At 64.0% G+C, this 17,333-nt stretch carries 16 protein-coding genes; 4 read left to right on the forward strand and 12 right to left on the reverse strand.

Annotation, left to right across the window (positions count from 1 at the left end; all coding sequences use genetic code 11):
* From IVB50_RS40680 to IVB50_RS40710, 7 genes are all read right to left on the reverse strand, one after another.
* A complete protein-coding gene (locus IVB50_RS40680; protein WP_204510600.1) occupies positions 1–1,152 on the reverse strand; it encodes a Gfo/Idh/MocA family oxidoreductase in 1,152 nt (383 codons plus the stop codon).
* Positions 1,149–2,546: a hypothetical protein gene (locus IVB50_RS40685; RefSeq protein ID WP_247300248.1), complete on the reverse strand. Its 1,398-nt coding sequence runs from the start codon at positions 2,544–2,546 to the stop codon at positions 1,149–1,151. The genes IVB50_RS40680 and IVB50_RS40685 overlap by 4 nt, the downstream gene beginning before the upstream one ends.
* Before the next feature lie 4 nt (positions 2,547–2,550).
* Positions 2,551–3,399 (reverse strand): ABC transporter ATP-binding protein, encoded by an 849-nt coding sequence (locus IVB50_RS40690; protein ID WP_247300251.1) that lies wholly within the window; start codon positions 3,397–3,399, stop codon positions 2,551–2,553.
* Positions 3,396–4,388, reverse strand: a complete 993-nt coding sequence (locus IVB50_RS40695; protein WP_247300253.1) for an ABC transporter substrate-binding protein — start codon at positions 4,386–4,388, stop codon at positions 3,396–3,398. Before IVB50_RS40695 ends, IVB50_RS40690 begins: the two co-directional genes overlap by 4 nt.
* Positions 4,389–4,451: 63 nt before the next feature.
* Complete coding sequence (locus tag IVB50_RS40700) at positions 4,452–5,261, reverse strand: ABC transporter permease (RefSeq protein ID WP_007593901.1); 810 nt, start codon at positions 5,259–5,261, stop codon at positions 4,452–4,454.
* Positions 5,262–5,551: 290 nt separating this feature from the next.
* Complete coding sequence (locus IVB50_RS40705; RefSeq protein WP_247300255.1) at positions 5,552–6,259, reverse strand: TetR/AcrR family transcriptional regulator; 708 nt, start codon at positions 6,257–6,259, stop codon at positions 5,552–5,554.
* Positions 6,260–6,427: 168 nt separating this feature from the next.
* Positions 6,428–7,276 (reverse strand): VOC family protein, encoded by an 849-nt coding sequence (locus IVB50_RS40710; protein ID WP_247300258.1) that lies wholly within the window; start codon positions 7,274–7,276, stop codon positions 6,428–6,430.
* Positions 7,277–7,486: 210 nt separating this feature from the next.
* On the opposite strand from IVB50_RS40710, the gene IVB50_RS40715 reads away from it, so the two are divergent.
* A complete protein-coding gene (locus IVB50_RS40715; RefSeq protein WP_007593904.1) occupies positions 7,487–8,380 on the forward strand; it encodes a sugar kinase in 894 nt (297 codons plus the stop codon).
* An 18-nt stretch (positions 8,381–8,398) separates the two neighbouring features.
* Positions 8,399–9,316, forward strand: coding sequence for a ribokinase (locus tag IVB50_RS40720; protein ID WP_018457065.1), 918 nt, complete (start codon positions 8,399–8,401; stop codon positions 9,314–9,316).
* Here IVB50_RS40720 and IVB50_RS40725 read toward each other — a convergent pair whose 3' ends face one another.
* The gene (locus IVB50_RS40725; protein WP_247300260.1) at positions 9,317–10,537 is read right to left on the reverse strand and encodes an FAD-dependent oxidoreductase; all 1,221 of its coding nucleotides are present in this window, start codon (positions 10,535–10,537) and stop codon (positions 9,317–9,319) included.
* A gap of 224 nt (positions 10,538–10,761) precedes the next feature.
* Between IVB50_RS40725 and IVB50_RS40730 the strand changes: the two genes are divergently transcribed.
* Positions 10,762–11,556 carry an enoyl-CoA hydratase-related protein gene (locus IVB50_RS40730; RefSeq protein WP_247300262.1) on the forward strand — a complete coding sequence of 265 codons (795 nt, stop codon included), beginning with the start codon at positions 10,762–10,764 and terminating at the stop codon, positions 11,554–11,556.
* Positions 11,557–11,573: 17 nt separating this feature from the next.
* Here the strand turns inward: IVB50_RS40730 and IVB50_RS40735 are convergent, their stop codons facing one another.
* The 4 genes from IVB50_RS40735 to IVB50_RS40750 form a co-directional block, all read right to left on the reverse strand.
* On the reverse strand, positions 11,574–12,914 hold the full coding sequence (locus tag IVB50_RS40735) for a TRAP transporter large permease (protein ID WP_026233292.1): 1,341 nt from the start codon (positions 12,912–12,914) through the stop codon (positions 11,574–11,576).
* Positions 12,911–13,492, reverse strand: coding sequence for a TRAP transporter small permease (locus tag IVB50_RS40740; RefSeq protein ID WP_247300264.1), 582 nt, complete (start codon positions 13,490–13,492; stop codon positions 12,911–12,913). Before IVB50_RS40740 ends, IVB50_RS40735 begins: the two co-directional genes overlap by 4 nt.
* 149 nt (positions 13,493–13,641) lie before the next feature.
* Complete coding sequence (locus IVB50_RS40745; protein ID WP_204510592.1) at positions 13,642–14,649, reverse strand: TRAP transporter substrate-binding protein; 1,008 nt, start codon at positions 14,647–14,649, stop codon at positions 13,642–13,644.
* 62 nt (positions 14,650–14,711) lie between these two features.
* The gene (locus IVB50_RS40750; protein WP_247300266.1) at positions 14,712–16,442 is read right to left on the reverse strand and encodes an IlvD/Edd family dehydratase; all 1,731 of its coding nucleotides are present in this window, start codon (positions 16,440–16,442) and stop codon (positions 14,712–14,714) included.
* Positions 16,443–16,617: 175 nt separating this feature from the next.
* Here IVB50_RS40750 and IVB50_RS40755 point away from each other — a divergent pair, with 175 nt between their 5' ends.
* The gene (locus tag IVB50_RS40755; protein WP_247300268.1) at positions 16,618–17,319 is read left to right on the forward strand and encodes a GntR family transcriptional regulator; all 702 of its coding nucleotides are present in this window, start codon (positions 16,618–16,620) and stop codon (positions 17,317–17,319) included.
* Positions 17,320–17,333: the final 14 nt, after the last annotated feature.

A 17,333-nucleotide genomic window follows, 5' to 3' on the forward strand; every position in this document is an offset into this window, starting at 1 on the left:
TCAGACCTTAATCGGCGCGACGTCGATCCAACGCCGCTCCTTCCAGCTCTTCAGCGCGCATTCGGCGAGCTGCACGCCCTTGACGCCTTCGAGCAGCGTGAACTTGTAGGGCGCATCCTCGTAGACGTGGCGGATGAACATCTCCCACTGCTCCTTGAAGCCGTTGTCGTAGGTGACGTTGTCAGGCAGCTTCTGCCAGTCGCCGTAGAAATCGTGCAGCCGCTTCTCGTCGGGATTCCATACCGGCCGGGGCGTCGCCTGCCGCGCCTGGATCATGCAGTCGGAAAGGCCGGCGACGGCCGAGCCCAGCGTGCCGTCGACCTGGAAGGTGACGAGATCGTCGCGATAGACGCGCGTCACCCAGGACATGTTGATGTGGGCGATGGCGCCGCCCTTGAGCTGGAACGTGGCATAGGCGGAGTCGTCGGCGGTCGCCTTGTACTTCTTGCCCTGCTCGTCGAAACGCTCGGGGATGTCGGTGTTGCCGATGCAGCTCACGCTCTCGACCTCGCCAAAGAGATTGTCGAGCACGTAGCGCCAGTGGCAAACCATGTCGAGGATGATGCCGCCGCCATCCTCGTCGCGGTAATTCCATGACGGCCGCTGCGCCTCCTGCCAGCCGCCTTCGAACACCCAATAGCCGAACTCGCCGCGCACCGAGAGAATACGGCCGAAGAAGCCGGAGTCGCGCAGGAAGGCGATCTTCTTCAGGCCGGGCAGGAACAGCTTGTCCTGCACCGTGCCGTGCTTGATGCCCTTGGAATTGGCGAGCTTGACGACCTCGAGCGCCGCCTCGAAGTTCGTCGCGATCGGCTTCTCGCAATAAACGTGCTTGCCGGCATTGATGGCCTGGGTCAGAAGGCCCGGCCGTGCCTGTGTGGTCGCGGCATCGAAGAACATGGTGTCGTTCTTGTCGGCGAGGGCGGCATCGAGATCGGTGGTCCAGCGCGTGACGTTGTAGCGCTTGGCAAGGGCCTCGACCTTCTCGGCGCTGCGGCCGACCAGGATCGGGTCCGGCATCACGCGGTCGCCGTTCTTCAAGCGGACGCCGCCCTGCTCGCGGATCGCGACGATCGAGCGGATCAGATGCTGGTTGAGGCCCATGCGGCCGGTAACGCCGTTCATGATGAGGCCGAGGCGTTGGGTGGTCATGCCGATTGCTCCTGCAGTGATTTGGGCTGTTCGAGCGGGCGTAGCGCCGACCAGTCCGGATGGACCGACGTCGCAAATCCCGTTGCATTGAGCGATCCCGTGAGGAGATCGCCGTTGTGAATAGAGAGGCGGATGCCCTGCCCGGCATCCGCGTAGAGATCGGGATGCGCGACGGCGCAAACCTGGGCCTCCGCGGCGGGCGTATCACCGAAGCCATCGACGTAATGGTGGCCGTTACGTTCGGCATGGGTGATGCCGATGAAGGCACCGAGCGCAAGGTCCTGCTGCACGGCGACGCCCGCCTGGCAGGTCAGGTCCTCGCCGGTCACGAAGAATCTTTCGCCGGCCACGCTCCATTTCGCCGCGCGCGTCGCGTTGACGATGGACTTGTAAAGCCCTTTGCACGATTTCGACGAGATGCCGTGATAGCCAAGCGCCCGTGCCGCAGGAAACGTATCGTAGGAATCGTCGGCTTCGTCGATGATGAAACCGCGCGCAGCGAGAGAGCCGAGCGGCGACAGCCTCGTAACATCGCGCGGCATTGGCTGCTCGATATAGAGCAGCCTGGATGAAATCGATCGCAGCGCAGTGTCATGGTCGAGCCGGCCGATGAGTTCATGCAAGGCTGCGAGATCGGCATATTGCTCGTTGGCATCGAGCGTCAGGTTGTAGTCACGGTCCAGCGCATCGAGCTCCTTGCCGATGCGCGCCAGCCGCGCTGCATCGGCGACGGGGTCCCCCGATAGCTTCAGCTTGAAGTATCTTGCCCCGGAGTTCTCGCGGGCATCGGCCACCCCGCCCTCGCCTTCAACGGTGTCGTCGAGGCCGACGGTATGCCTGATGGCAACACGCGGCAGCGGCTTCCGGCCGGATAGAAACGTCGTGAGATCCGTCTCCTTCAGGTCGGGCGAAAGCCGCGCGTCGATGCCGGCGATGTTGCCGGCCATGCCGTCGAAAAAATTGGTCTCGGCAGCGCGGAGCAGCGCATCGAGGATCGCTTTGTCGATTTCGGCGGGGCCGTAAGCCGCCGCAAGCGCCGGAATGTTCTTTTTCGCACATGTCGCGACCTGGGCACCGATGCACGAGGCATGCAGATCGAATGCCGTCAAAAACCCGGTTCGCGCGAGATAAAGCCCCCGCGCGATCTCCAGCGCGCGGCGCAAATCATCGACAGTCTGCGCCGGCGACAGTTCCGGCCGCTTGTCGAACCATTTCGGCACCAGCAGCTCGGCGCTGGCACCGACCGCGCTTCCCCGGCCCTCCACCTCGATCTCGACCCGCACGAACAGCTGCGGCGTCGCGTTGATCGTGATCGCGCCAAAGCGGAACGGCCGCGCGAACTGCACGGGACGTTCGAAGAACGCGATATCTCGCAGCTTCAGACGCGGCGCCATGGCTTTAGTCCAGCGAACCTTGCGAGAAGAAATGCTTGCGTATGCGCTGTACGAGTTCGGTGAACACAGGGTCGGCCATCACGTCGAGCGAGCGCGGGCGCGGCAGCGGGACGTCGTAGATCGCGGCGACCGCGCCGGGCCGCTCGGTCATGACCAGCACGCGATCGGCGAGGAACACGGCCTCGGGGATCGAATGCGTGATCAGCAGCACCGTCTTTCTGGTCTCGCGCTGGATCCGCATCAGCTCGACATTCATGCGCTCGCGCGTCAACGCGTCGAGGGCGCCGAACGGCTCGTCCATCAGCATGATCCTGGGATCATGCACCAGCGCGCGGCAGATCGAGGCGCGCTGCTGCATGCCCCCGGAGAGCTGCCACGGCAGCTTCTTCTCGAAGCCTTCGAGCCCGACCAGCTTCAACAGCGCCTTGGCGCGGTCGAGATATGTCTGGCGCGGCAGCCGCTTCATGTCGATCGGCAGCATCACGTTGGACAGGATGTTGCGCCATGGCAGCAGCAGCGCGTTCTGGAACACGATGCCGACATTGCCGTGCGGCGTCGTCACCTTCTCGCCCTCGACCAGGATCTCGCCCGTCGTCGGCGGCAGCAGTCCCGAGATCAGCTTGAGCAGCGTGGACTTGCCGCAGCCGGATGGGCCGACCACGACGAAGAACTCGCCGTCGTTGATGTGAAAGTCGAGCGGCCGCAACGACGGCACATCGCCGTCGCGCGTCCGATAGATCTTCGACACGCCGGACAGTTTGATGCCCGACGCGTCGCCCGCAGCCCGGTCGCTCACCAGTCTCAGATGCGCGGCCGGTTGCAGGGTTTCACTCATGGCTGTCGCGGGTTTCACGAACCGCTCTTCGGCAGATAGTCGTTGGTATAGAACGCCTTCGGGTTCTCCTTGGCCTTGGCATCGAGCCCGCCATATTCGACCATCAGGTTGACGCTGTCGGTCATGTTCTGGTCGGTGACCTGGAACGGCCGCTTGCTCTTGGTCTCAGCAGTCCGGTAGAGCGGAATGGTTAGCTCAAAACCCTGCGTCAGCGTGTCGACCTTGCCGCCCTTTGGGTTGGCATCGAGGATCGACTGCGCCGCGGCCTTCGGCTCCTTCTCGGCGGCCTCGACCGCCTTGGTCGTCGCCGACATGAAGCGGCGGACGAGATCGGCATTGGCCTTCACATAATCAGTGTTGGCGATGATGCCCGAGGAGACCATGTTGATGCCGTAGTCGGCGAACTTGATCGGATAGACGTCCTTGCCGGTGGCGTCCTTGATCTTCATGGACTGGTCCATGACGTAGCCGAGCAAGAGATCGGCCTGGCCGTTGATGACCGCGTTGAGCTTGGTCTGGCCGTCGCCGGCAACCGTCTGGAAGTCGCTTTCCTTCAGGCCGGTCTTCTTCAGGAACAACGGCCAGATCTGGGTCATGGAATCGGCCGGCGTGATCGCGACCGTCTTGCCCTTGATATCCTCCGGCTTCCTGATGTTCTTGTCGGCGAAACCCATCGCGGACATCGGGCTGGTCTGGAGCAGCACCCCGGTCGCGACCACCGGCGCACCCTTGATCGCGGCACGCATCATGGTGGGCACGTCGACATAGCCGAAATCGGCGGTCTTGGCGGCCACCGCCTGCGTGGTCGCCGCCGAGCCGCGGCCTTCCTGGATCTCGAGGTCGATGCCTTCGGCGGCGTAGATGCCCTTGGCCTTGCCGTAATAGAACGGCGCGTGCTCGCCATAGACGTACCAGTTCAGCATCAGCACGACCTTGTCGGCCGCTTGCGCCGGCATGGCCGCGAACACCATCAGCGCCGCCGAGACAGCTCCTATCCACCGCTTCATCGTCACTCTCCCTTATCGTTGTTTGCGCCGGCCTTTGGCGGCCGTTCGTTGCTTTGGTTGCTGTTAAGAGGCGAAAATCACGTCCTCGCGCTGGCTGACATGCCAGGGAATGACCAGCTTCTCGATCCGGTCCACGATCCAGAACAGGATGACGCCGAGCAGCGCGAGGATCACGAGCGCTGCGAACATCGTGGGCAGGTCGAAGGTGCCGATCGAGCGCTGCATCACATAGCCGATGCCGGAATTGGAGCCGACGAACTCGCCGACGACGGCGCCGACCACGGCGAGCGTCACCGACACTTTGAGGCCGGAGAAGATCGCGGGCAGCGCATGCGGCAGGTTCACCGCGCAAAACACCTGGAAGCGGCTGCCCTGCATGGCGCGGGCGAGATCGACCATATCTGGATCGACCGATTTGAAGCCCTGCACGGCGGAGACCACCACCGGAAAGAAGCCGAGCAGGAACGCCGAGATCACTTTCGGAATGATGCCGAAGCCGAACCAGACCACGAACAGCGGCGCGATCGCGATCTTCGGCACGGATTGCGAGAACACCAGCAGCGGATAGACGTAGCTCTCCACGGTCTTGGAGCCCGCGATCAGCATCGCGATGGGGATGCCAAACAACGCCGAGAGCGCGAAACCGCAGACGGTGGCATAAGTCGTCGGCCAGGACTGGCGCAACAGTTCCGGCCAATCGGTGCGCAGCACCGCAATGACATCGCCCGGCGACGGGATCTGGTAGGCGGGAATCTTGAACAGCCGGATGGCGAGATCCCAGGCCACGACGATGAACACCAGGAACAAAAACGGCCGAATCCAGGCCGCATTCAGCATCTTGGACACCGCACTCTGCGGCTTCAGCTCAGCCACGTCTCGCTCCCGGCAGTCTTGTTCGTTGGGCGAGAAATTAACCCGTTGGGTAAATACTGTCCAGCGGTTTTCCTGCGACGTTTTGGGCGGGTTCCGGGTGGCTTGAGGGACGCGTCGGCAGCGCCACGTCTTCGGTGTCATTCCCCGCGAAGGCGGGGAATCCAGTACGCCGCGGCCCGTCGGCTCAACCACAACCGTCTCGGAGTACTGGATCGTCCGGTCAAGCCGGACGATGACGGCTGAGTTCGGAGAAGCGCCGATAATCCATCGAGCTGTAGCGAGTTACACCGCTAAACCGTCTGCGCCACCGCGGCGCGCGACTTCGGCGCCTTCGTCATAGCTAACAGTGCGGCCGACTGCCCCGTCAGCGCTGCCAGCACGAGGCCGACCATGTGGTCCAGCCGCTCGTCCTTGGCGTCCTTGGCCAGCAAATCGCGACCGAAGATCACGCTGAGCGTCGCCGAGTTCGACAGATAGAAGAAGCAGAGTCCCGCGATCGAGATGTAGAGCTGGACAGGATCGACCGCGACCTTGAAGTCGCCGCCGGACACACCGCGCCGCACCACGGTGCCGATCATCTCGACGAAGGGCGAGTGCATCGACTTGACCTTGGTCGATTTCTTGAGATGCTTTGCGCGCGCGAGATTCTCGGTCTGGAGCAGCGACAGGAATTCGGGATTGCGCAGGAAATAATTCCAGGTGAACTCGATCAGGCGGCGGATGGCCTCGGGCGGATCGAGATGTTCGAGATCGAGCCCGCGCTCCTCGCTGCGGATCTTGTCATAGGCGCCTTCGAGCACCGCGAGATAGAGCTCGTCCTTGTTGCCGACGTGATAATACAGCATCCGCTTGTTGGCGCCGGCGTTGGCCGCGATGCGGTCGACGCGCGCGCCGGCAAGCCCGTGCGCCGAGAACTCCTGCTTGGCGGCTTCGAGAATACGCAGCCGCATCCCCTCGGGATCGCGCTGCCATTTCAGAGTTCGCTTTGCCTTCGCCAAACCGGTTGCTCGCTGGGTGCTGTCAGGATGGATGTAACACGCGCGCGGCCCGCCGCATAGTTTCGTCATTGCGAGCGTAGCGAAGCAATCCAGACTGCCACCACGGCGACAGTCTGGATTGCTTCGTCGCAAGAGCTCCTCGCAATGACGAGGGGGAGAGACTGAACTTCAATCCACCGGCTTCGGCGAGCGCTCCAGCAGGACCGTCTGGATGCCGCAGGTGCCGGTCCGCACCGTCATCACCCGCGTGCCCGGCTTGCGGCCGTTGCGCACTTCGCTGACGTCGAGGCCGGCGGCGATCAGGCGGGCGCGCGTGGCGTCGATATCGGTCACCCGCCAGCTCAGGCCCCACAGGCGGTCATGCAGGGAATCGCCGCCCGCGACGGGGCGGCGCACCACCTCGACGACGAGATCGCCGCAGCGGAAGAACATCAGCTGGCCCCAATCCTGGTGCGAGCGGTCGAGCGCCAGATCGAGCCCGAGCCGCGCGCCATAGAGCGCGGCGGCGCGATCGGAGTCCTCGGTGGTGATCACGACGTGGTCGAGCGCATCGATCGGCGCGATATCGGTCGCCGGTGAAAGCGGACGCTCATCAGCCAGTTCGAGGAAGAACGTGCGCACGCCGCGCGTGAGCTCCGTGGCGGCGCGCGTCCGCTTCCAGTGCAGGACCGCACCGCTCTCCGCATCGCTGCTTTCGACCTCGGCGACCGGATCCGGCTTGAGCGCCACCCGCTCCAGCCGCCGGTGCATTTTTCTCATGTCCGCGACACGAAAGCACAGGCTGGCGAGCACGCCTTCCTGGTCGTCGAGCAGCGCGCGCATGCGGTCGGCGGCCACGCTGAAGCCGTTCGGCGCCATCAATTCGATCGTCATGTTCGCGAGAGTGAACAGCACCCGGTCAGCGCCCTCGCCCGAGTTCTGCCAGGCCGGCGCGCGCCCGAGCAGCGTCTTATAGGCCGCCTTGGCCGCACCGATATCCCTGACCAGTGCGACGACGTGATCGAGGCCGGTGATCATGCTTCCCCCTGTTGAGCGGCCCGGAACCGTGGACCGAGAGACGGCGTTTGTCCGGGCTTGGCATTGCCCGGTGATGGTCGTATTCCGGCCGCATGCCGACCTCAAGCACTCCCAGCGGCGGTTTTGCGAATAATTTCAGCGGTCCCGCGACGGAACCGGTGTTACAGTAAGCACGCCGGCCGGGACCACAAAGCGCATCACGGACAAGCAATGCAGGCTCTCTTCATCGGACAGACCTATATCGACGTCGTCTTCATCACCGACCACATGCCGACCGGCGACGAGAAGCACGTGGCCTCCGACTACGCGGTTTCCTTCGGCGGCAATGCGGTGACCGCGGCGTTCTGCTGCGCCAAGCTCGGCATCGTGCCCGATCTGATCGCCACCGCGGCCAATGACTGGCTCGGCCGCATGTTCATGGACATGTGCGCGAAATATGCGATTTCGCTCCATGGGCGGAAGGTCAATCAGTCCTCGCTGTCCTTCATCATGCCCAAGGACGGCAAGCGCGCCATCGTCCGCTGCCGCGACGACGACCACATCCATCCCTTCCCGATGCTCAATCTCGGCGGCTGCCGCGCGCTGCATGTCGACGGCCATCAGCCCGATGCCGCGATCCACTACGCAAAAGTCTGCCGCGAGGCCGGCATCTTGACCTCGCTCGACGGTGGCGGCCTGCGCACCAACACGCATGAGCTATTGGAATTCATCGACGTCGCGATCGTCGCCGAGCGCCTGTGCGAGCAGATGGATCTCACGCCGGAAAAGATGCTGGACTATCTCAAGAGCCGCGGCTGCAAGATCGGCGGCATCACCATGGGCGAGAAGGGCCTGCTCTGGTACGACGAGACCGGAACGGTGCAGGTGATGCCGGCGATGCCGATTCCGCGCGAGCGCGTGATCGACACCAACGGCGCCGGCGACGTCTTCCATGGCGCCTATGTCTATTCCTATCTCGCCCATCCCGGCAAAAGCTGGCGCGAGCATTTCGATTTTGCCCGGGCAGCCTCGACCTTCAAGATCCAGCGTCTTGGCAACGAAGCTGGCCTGCCGACTCTTGTCGACATCGCCAAGGTCAGGCACGAGTTCGAGGTTAGGGTCTAGCGCTCGCAGGGGTCTCTCATGGGGCGCGTCTTCGTCGCCGGCAGCATCAACATGGATGTGGTGGCGACAGCCGATCGCCATCCCAGGGTCGGCGAGACCGTCGCCGGCAAGCAGGTGCTGTATTTTCCGGGCGGCAAGGGCGCCAACCAGGCGGTGGCGGCGTCGCGGCTTGGCGCGCGGACCACGCTGATCGGCCGGCTGGGCAAGGATTCGTTCGGCGGTGAGCTGAGGACGTTCCTCGGCGCGCAAGGCATCGATCTCGGCGCGATCCGAGAGACGGCCGAGGCGCACACAGGCACGGCCATCATCACGGTGGCGGAGGCCGACAACACCATCGTCGTCATTCCCGGCAGCAATGCGCTTGTCGGCGTCGATGACGTCGCGGCCGTCCCGCTGGCCAAGGGCGACGTCGCGGTCAGCCAATTCGAGATCCCGCTGCCGACGATCGCCGCGTTCTTCCGGCGGGCTCGCGACATTGGCGCCACGACGCTGCTCAATCCGGCTCCGGCACAAACCATGTCGAGCGAATTGCTCGCGCTGATCGACATCCTCGTGCTGAACGAGACCGAGCTCGGCCTCCTCGCCGGCGTGGAGTTGTCCGACAGTGACGAGGCCGCGCGCATCCTCGACGTCGCACGAAAACTTCAGGCGCGCGAGGACCAGACCATCTGCGTGACCCTCGGCAAGCGCGGCGTGCTGGCGCTCGCGGGACGCGAGGAGATTTCGGTGCAAGGCCGCGTGGTGAAGGCGGTCGACACCACGGGCGCAGGCGATTGTTTTGTGGGAGCACTCGCGGCGCAACTCGCCGACGGCGTCGACTTGCGCGCAGCACTCGCCTTCGCCAATGCCGCCGCCTCGATCTCCGTGCAGCGCATGGGCGCGGGGCCGTCGATGCCGACGGCCGCGGAAGTCGCCGCCGTCCTCAATGCGAACTGATCACGCCAGCGCGCCCTTCAGGTCGAAACTTTCGTCGGCGGCCTGCTCCGGCGTGATCGAGCGATCCAGGCCGAACAGGCGGCGGCCGAACATGTGGTCGCCGGCACGGTTGATCGATTCGATGCCGAGCAGATTTTCGCCCTTGTAGCAGAACGCCGAGAATGCCTTCCTGGTGGGATCGCCGCGCAGGACGACGCGGTCGTAGCCGGTGGTGAGGCCCGCGATCTGGAGCTTGTCCTCGCCCTGGTCGCTCCAGAACCAGGGATGGCTGTCATAGGCCTTGCGGTCGCCAGTCAGCCGCGCCGCGAGGCAGCGCGCGTGATCGGTGGCATTCTGCACCGATTCCAGCCGCTGCGATCCGCCGACGCGCGGGCTGTTGAACAGCGCGCAATCGCCGATCGCCGAGATATCAGGATCGGCCGTCGAGAGATATTCGTCGACGATGATCCCGGCCGCGACCGGCAGCCCCGCCTCCGCCGCAAGCTCGATGTTCGGCAGCACGCCGACGCCGACCACGACAAGATCCGCCGGCAAATGCCTTCCGTCGCTCAAGGAGACGCCGGTGACCTTGCCGTCCTCCGCCTCGATCGCGGTTGCTTGCACGCCGAGGTGGATGCGGATGCCGGCCTCGCGATGCCGCGCCTGAAAATACTCCGACACCTCAGCCGTCACCGCGCGCGCCATCACGCGCGGGGCGAGTTCGAGCACGTCGACCTCTAGCCCCTTGATGCGCGCGGTGGCCGCGAATTCGAGGCCGATGAAGCCGGCGCCGATCACCACGACCCGCGTCTTTGACGGCATGATCTGCCGCAGCGCCTCGCTGTCGTCGAGGATGCGCAGATATTTCACGTCGGGAAGGTTCGCATTGGGCAGATCGAGCAGCCGGTTGCGGGCGCCGGTCGCCAGCACGAGGTGGCCGTAGGGCAGCGTCCTGCCCGAGGCGAGCAGCACCTTGCGCCCCGCACGGTCGATCGACACCGCGCGGCCCGCCACGAGCTCGATGCTCTGGTCCTGATAGAATTTCTCCGGCCGGAACATCAGGCTCTCCGGCCCGGCCACGCCCTTGATATAGGCCTTGGACAGCGGCGGCCGCTGGTAGGGCAGATGCGCCTCGTCATTGATCAGGCAGATGGGAGCGGAAAATCCCGCCTGGCGGAGCGATGCCGCGACCTGATAGCCGCCATGGCCGGCACCGACAATGATCACCGGACCATCCGTCATTGGACAGCCCATTTCCGCAAGACACGAGCGTCACCCATGTCGTCTCCTCTCTCTGATTTTGGCTTGCTAGCCTAGGAGGAGCCGGCGCTCGTGTCCGTCCCTAAACGAAGGCCGGCCCATTTGAGCCTATCGTTCCGGCTTGCGCAAGAGCACCAGGCGGGGATTGTCACTCCTCGCCTTCTGCGATTTAGTTCGTGCATCGACCTCATGCCGGGGATTTCAAGATGCCAGCTCCCGTCTCCCAGCCCGACGATCCCGCCTTGCTGCGGATCGATGGCCCGATCGCGACCATCACGCTGAATCGCCCCGCCGCGTTCAACTCGATCAATCTGGCGATTGCACAAAAGCTCGAACAGCTCGCGGCTTACATCGAGGGCGCCGACGACGTCAGGGTCGTGGTCCTCGAAGGCGAAGGCCGCGCCTTCTCAGCCGGCGGCGACCTGCAGACGATCGGTGCCGCAGCTGAAGCCAATACGGTAACGCCTGTCGTCGGCGAGCTATTGAAGCATTATCATGCCTTCATCGAGATCATCCGACGCATGCCGAAGATTTCGCTGTCCAGCGTGCACGGCTCGGCGGCCGGCGCCGGCATGGGCCTCGCCTTCGTCACCGATCTCTGCATCGCGGCGGAGGATGCCAAATTCACGCCGGCCTACGCCAAGATCGGCGTGTCGCCGGATGGCGGATCCACGGTCGGCATCGTCAACACGGTCGGCCCGCGCCGCGCGCTCCAGATTTTCCTCTCCGAGGACAATTTCACCGCGCAGCAGGCCCATGAATGGGGCCTGGTTGCGAAGGTCGTTCCCACCGCCGAGCTGAAGGCGGCAACGCGAAGCCTCGCCGAGCGGCTGGCGCAGAACCCTCCGGCCGCGATTGCCGGCACCAAATCGCTGATCTACCAGGCCGCCACGACGCCGGTGAAGCAGCAGCTCGATGCCGAGGAGCACAAGATCATCATGGCGATGAACACGGAGGAGTTTCGAACCGCCGTGAAGAAGTTCACCAGCAAGAGCAAGTAGCGGTCACTCGAGCAGGCTTACTTGGGACAGATATAGCCCGTGCCCGCCGGCGACTTGAAGCATCCGACCGATTCCGGCAGCACTTTCTGCGGCAGCCACAGCACCACACTCGGGAAATAGATCGCAAACGCGATCGTCCCGAGGAACACCAGATAGATCGGCAAAGCGGCGCGTAGCGCCTTTGCGAAACTGACGCCAACGAATTTCGAGGCCATCAGCAGCACCAAGCCGTAAGGCGGCGTGATCAGGCCAAAGGCGAGCGTGGCGATCAGCACCACGCCCATGTGCACGGCGTTGATGTCGCCGGCTTCCGTCAGTGTGTTGACCAGCGGCATGAAAATGATGATGGTCGGCACCGGCTCGATGAAATCGCCGACGACCGTGAACAGCAGCACCATCAGCAACATGATCAGATGCGGATCGTTGCCGGCGAGCGACGTGATGACTTCGGCGATGTAGCTTGCACCGCGCAAATAGGCGAGCATCCAGCCGAACGCATTGGCGGCGCCGATCGTGATCAGCGGCAGCGAGAAGATCAGGCCGGCAAGGCAGAAATCGTAGGGAATCTTCCTGATATGCCCGCGGTTGAGCGCGGGGATCACGACGACGACGATCCAGACCACGGCGACGACGCCGGCTTCCGTCGGCGTGAACCAGCCGGTCAGAATGCCGCCCAACAGGATCACCGGGATCATCAGCGGCAGCGCCGCATCGCCCGCCGCGAACACCACCTGCCGCAGCGGCGCGCGCGGCTTGCGCAGGCCGGACGGGCCGAAGAAATAGCAGTAGATCATCAACCCGAAGCCGATCATCAGGCCCGGCACGACGCCTGCCATGAACAGGCCGGCGATCGAGACATTGCCGACGGCGCCATAGACCACCGCGGTGATGCTCGGCGGCACCAGCGCCGCGATGGTCGATGCGGATGCGATGATCGCGGCGATGAAGGCGGGCTCGTAACCCTCGCGCTTCATCGGGCCGCCCAGAGCGCGGCTCATCACAGCGACGTCGGCCGTGGTCGAGCCCGACATTTCCGAGAAGAACATGCTGAAGACCACCACGACCTGCGACAGGCCACCTCTGATGTGCCCCACCAGCGACACCGAGAGGTTGGCTATCCGGACCACCACATTGGCCGAGCTCATGAGCTCGCCGACCAGCAGGAAAAAGGGGATCGCCAGCAGCGCCTCGGAATCGACGCCGTCGAAGATTTTCTGGATGATTGCGGCGAGCGAGACGTCCGACAGCAGCGCGCCGATGAAGACACCGGCCATCAGCGAGAACGGCACGGGCACGCCGAGATAGCCGAACGACAGGAAGCAGACCGTCATCAACGCCAGAACAAGGGGTGCGCTCACGGCTGCGCCCTCATCTGCGCGTCGGTGATAACAGGCGCCCCGTCATCCTCTTCGGGTGGCTCGGGGTGGTCAAAGCCGTTGCGCAGACCGTTGACGAGCTGCTCGATGGTGAACAGGCCGACCAGCACGCCCGACAGCGGGATGATCGCGTAGAGCGAGGCGATCGGCGTGCCCGACGGCAGGCGAAAACTGCCGAAGCCGCGAAGATAGTTCTGATATCCGTACAAGATCAGGCCGAAGGCGACGCCGAGCACCACGATCCGGATGATGACTTCGACGATCAGACGCGGCGTGCCGTGCATCGCCTCGGAGATCGCGGTGAGATAGAGGTGGTCGTTGCGCCGGGTCGCGGCCGCGGTGCCGACGAAAATCGCATAGATGAACAGCGTCGAGGTCACTTCCTGGAGCCAGAGCCAGGGATGGCCGATGGTACGGGTGACGATGTCGGCGGTCACCGACAGCGAGAAGCCGAAGCAGAGCACGCCGCAGAGGATCATCAAGGCGAGCTCGAGCCAGTCCAGCCCGCGCCATTTGAGGTGACGTTGGCGTTCCACCAGCAGTTTGTCGGCGATGGTCATCACTATCCCCGTCGTCCCGGCGAAAGCCGGGACCCATACCCCCAGCTGCGTGTGGCCAAAGCAAGCTGGCGGCTATCCTGCCCCAAGCGCCGCCGCGACGTATGGGTCCCGGCTTTCGCCGGGACGACGCGGAGGCAACGGTACGCGGCCTAGTTGATCGAGCGGATCAAATCCTTGATCTTCTCGGCGTGCGGGCCGAGCTCCTTGGCGAGCTTATCGAGATAGGGATCGGCGATCGCCGTGAAGGTCTTCTTGTCGACGTTGTCGACGATCTTCACGCCCATCTTCTTCAGCTTCTCTGCCGCGGTGCGTTCGAGGTCGAAGGCCTTCTGCGGCTCCTTGGAGCTGACCTCGTTCCCCGCCGCCTGGACCCATCTCTTCTGCTCGGCCGACAGGCTCTGCCAGAGCTTGTCCGAGATGAACACCAGCGCGTTGTTGGCTTCGTGCTCGGTGATGTTCAGGACCGGCGCGACCTCGTAGTGCTTGTTGACGAGGTAGACGTTGATGCTGTTCTCGGCGACGTCGACGACGCCGGTCTGCAGGCTCGTGTAGACGCTGCCGAACGGCATGTGCACGGTCTGGGCGCCGTAGGCTGGGAACATGGTGTCCTCGGTCGCAGTCGCCTGCACCCGGATCTTCAGGCCCTTGATGTCGCCGACATTGTGGATCTCCCTCTTCGAGTACATGTGGCGCACGCCCTGCGAGCCGGTCGCGATGACGTGCAGACCCTGTGTGGTCTCGTCGATCATGGTCTTGAGCGCCTCGAACACTTTTGGATCGGCCAGACCCTTGACCACGTGGTTCTCGTCGCGGAACAGGAAGTGCAACGACATCACGCCCGCTTGCGGCGAGATCGTCGCGGTGTTCGCCGAGGAGATGATCGAGAACTCGACGTCGCCCGCCTTCACGAGCTGGAGCACCTGCGGCTCCTGCCCGAGCTGCGCGCCCGGATATTGATCGATGATCATGGTGCCTTTGCTCAATTCCTTGAGCTTTTCGGCAAAGAGGTCGCCCGCGATGGAGTAGCCGGTATTGCGCGGCTGGTCGTAGGCGAAGCGATAATGCTTCACCTCCTGCGCAGATGCGCCCGTGACGAACAGGATTGCGGCCGTTGCCGCCAGCCGATGTAAGAATCTTGGCATGGATCGTGCGATCATCGTTTCCCCCTGTTTTAACGCCCGCCGCTTTAGCGGTCTGGGCTACGCTTCCGGGTGGTTGGTCACCCTCTCTTAGTTTTCTGCTCAGTCTTATTCCCAGTCCTTTGCATGAAATCGAAATCGCAGCCCTCGTCGGCCTGCATGATGGTCTCGTTGAACAGCCACGCATAGCCGCGCCGCGCCTCATCCGGCGCAGCCGCGGGCTTCAATGCCGTACGCCGCCGTTCCAGCTCGGTAGCATCCACCAGAAGCTCGATGCTGCGCTTGGCGACGTCGAGCCGGATCATGTCGCCGTTCTTCACCAGCGCCAGCGGGCCGCCGACGGCGGATTCCGGAGTGATGTGCAGCACGATGGTGCCGAATGCGGTGCCGCTCATGCGCGCATCCGAAATGCGCACCATGTCCTTGGTCCCAGCGCGCGCGAGCTTCTTCGGGATCGGCAGATAGCCCGCCTCCGGCATGCCGGGCGCGCCCTTAGGACCGGCGTTGCGCAGCACCAGCACGTCATCGGCCGTGACGTCGAGATCGGGATCGTCCACCCGCAGCGTCATATCCTCGACCGATTCGAACACCACCGCACGGCCCGTGTGTTGCAGCAGCTTTGGGCTCGCGGCGGATTGCTTGATAACCGCGCCGCGCGGCGCGAGATTACCGTGCAGCACGGCGAGGCCACCTTCCTTCTTGATCGGATTGTCCCGCGGACGGATCGCGTCCTGGCCGGGCACGTCTTCCGCGTTCGCCGCGATATCGCGCAGCGTCTGGCCGGTGATCGTCTTGGCATCGAGATCGACGAGATCGCCGAGTTGCGCCAGCAGTTTCGGCACGCCGCCGGCGTGATGGAAATGCTCCATGTAATGCTCGCCGGACGGCTTGAGATCGACCAGCACCGGCACCTCGCGGCCGATCTGGTCGAACACCCCGAGGTCGAGCCGGTGTGGCGAACGATGTGCCATCGCGGTCAAATGGATCAGGCCGTTGGTCGAGCCGCCGATCGCCTGGAGCACGACCTGGGCATTCTTAAAAGATGCCGGCGTCAGCACCTCGCTCGGCTTCGGACCTTTGGTCTTGGCCATCTCGGCGGCCACCCTGCCGCTCGCCTCGGCAAGGCGAAAGCGCTCCGCATGCGGGGCGGGAATCGTCGCGCTCATCGGCAGCGACAGGCCCATGGCCTCGATCATGCAGGCCATGGTGGAGGCGGTGCCCATCACCATGCAGGTGCCGACCGACGGCGCAAGGCGGCCGTTCACCGCCTCGATCTCGACATCATCCATTTCGCCGGCGCGATACTTGCCCCAGAGGCGACGGCAATCGGTGCAGGCGCCCAGCACCTCGCCCTTGTGATGACCAACCACCATGGGGCCAACGGGGATGACCACCGTCGGCAGGTCGGCGCTGATCGCCGCCATCACCTGCGCAGGAAGAGTCTTGTCGCAGCCGCCGATGACGATCACCGAATCCATCGGCTGCGCGCGGATCATCTCCTCGGTGTCCATCGCCATCAGATTGCGCAGATACATCGAGGTCGGATGCGCAAAACTCTCCGCGATCGAGATCGTCGGGAACACGAACGGCATCGCGCCCGACAGCATCACGCCGCGCTTGGCGGCCTCGATGATCTGCGGGACGTTGCCGTGGCAGGGATTGTAGTCGCTATAGGTGTTGGTGATGCCGACGATCGGACGCTCCAGCGCGTCGTCGGAATAGCCCATGGCCTTGATGAACGCCTTGCGCAGGAACAGCGAGAAGCCGGCATCGCCATAGCTCGTCAGCCCTTTGCGCAACCCACTCGTCATCATACCACTCCCATTACCGGGTCATTGTCCTACAGACTGCCCCTTGATTGTCAATAAGACAGACGTCATCCTGCCATTTACCCGTGTTGCGCGCTGGTGGGAGACCAGATTATTGACAATCAGGGCCTTCCCTGCTCCACAGGACGAACCGGCCAAGCGCCGGGAGGCCGAGGGCATGTCCGACATTCACATCGCAGACGCCACGATGGTCCGGCGCGACGATCCGGACGACATCGTCGCGCGGCTCGAAGAGGACATCATCTTCGGCCGACTTGCGCCAGGCGCGCGCCTCACAGAGGACGCGCTGATGTCGGCTTACGGCACTTCGCGCCATTTCGTGCGGCAGGCCTTGGTGGATGCGGAGCGCCGGGGCATCGTCCGCCGCGAGAAGAATGTCGGCGCCACCGTGCGGTTCTATTCGGCCGAAGAGGTCCGGCAGATCTACGAGGTCCGGGAGATGCTGACCCGGCAGGCGGCGCTGATGATCCCCCTGCCCGCACAGCAAGGCCTGGTCGACGAGCTCTCTGCATTGCAGCGGCAATATTGCGCGAGAGCGGATTTGCAGGACCTGCGCGGCATCCATGAAGCCAACGACGCCTTCCACCTCGCGCTGTTCTCGGCCTGCGGCAATCCATATCTGGTGCGCTCGCTGCAGCACTACATGAACCTGACCCTGCCGATGCGCGCCAAGAATCTCGCCGACAGCGACGGGCTGGCACAATCGCGCCGCCAGCACGAGCTCATGATCGAGCTGTTGAAGGGCCGCGACAGCTGGGCGCTGGCGCAGCTGTGTGTGGATCACATGCAGTTCAGCAAGAAGGATTACCTGGCGCGGATTGGGGATGAGCGAGCCGAACAGGAGGGCCCGCGTTCATAGATGGGAGACGTTCG

Origin of the sequence: Bradyrhizobium sp. 87 (assembly GCF_023073015.1) — a bacterium.
In the GTDB taxonomy this organism is placed as follows: domain Bacteria; phylum Pseudomonadota; class Alphaproteobacteria; order Rhizobiales; family Xanthobacteraceae; genus Bradyrhizobium; species Bradyrhizobium canariense_D.

Bases quoted from the DNA above. Each gene is read 5' to 3' on its own strand.
- IVB50_RS40680 (WP_204510600.1), bottom strand. From the start codon at position 1,152: ATGACCACCCAACGCCTCGGCCTCATCATGAACGGCGTTACCGGCCGC.
- IVB50_RS40685 (WP_247300248.1), bottom strand. From the start codon at position 2,546: ATGGCGCCGCGTCTGAAGCTGCGAGATATCGCGTTCTTCGAACGTCCC.
- IVB50_RS40695 (WP_247300253.1), bottom strand. From the start codon at position 4,388: ATGAAGCGGTGGATAGGAGCTGTCTCGGCGGCGCTGATGGTGTTCGCG.
- IVB50_RS40710 (WP_247300258.1), bottom strand. From the start codon at position 7,276: ATGATCACCGGCCTCGATCACGTCGTCGCACTGGTCAGGGATATCGGT.
- IVB50_RS40715 (WP_007593904.1), top strand. From the start codon at position 7,487: ATGCAGGCTCTCTTCATCGGACAGACCTATATCGACGTCGTCTTCATC.
- IVB50_RS40720 (WP_018457065.1), top strand. From the start codon at position 8,399: ATGGGGCGCGTCTTCGTCGCCGGCAGCATCAACATGGATGTGGTGGCG.
- IVB50_RS40725 (WP_247300260.1), bottom strand. From the start codon at position 10,537: ATGACGGATGGTCCGGTGATCATTGTCGGTGCCGGCCATGGCGGCTAT.
- IVB50_RS40730 (WP_247300262.1), top strand. From the start codon at position 10,762: ATGCCAGCTCCCGTCTCCCAGCCCGACGATCCCGCCTTGCTGCGGATC.
- IVB50_RS40740 (WP_247300264.1), bottom strand. From the start codon at position 13,492: ATGACCATCGCCGACAAACTGCTGGTGGAACGCCAACGTCACCTCAAA.
- IVB50_RS40745 (WP_204510592.1), bottom strand. From the start codon at position 14,649: ATGATCGCACGATCCATGCCAAGATTCTTACATCGGCTGGCGGCAACG.
- IVB50_RS40750 (WP_247300266.1), bottom strand. From the start codon at position 16,442: ATGACGAGTGGGTTGCGCAAAGGGCTGACGAGCTATGGCGATGCCGGC.
- IVB50_RS40755 (WP_247300268.1), top strand. From the start codon at position 16,618: ATGTCCGACATTCACATCGCAGACGCCACGATGGTCCGGCGCGACGAT.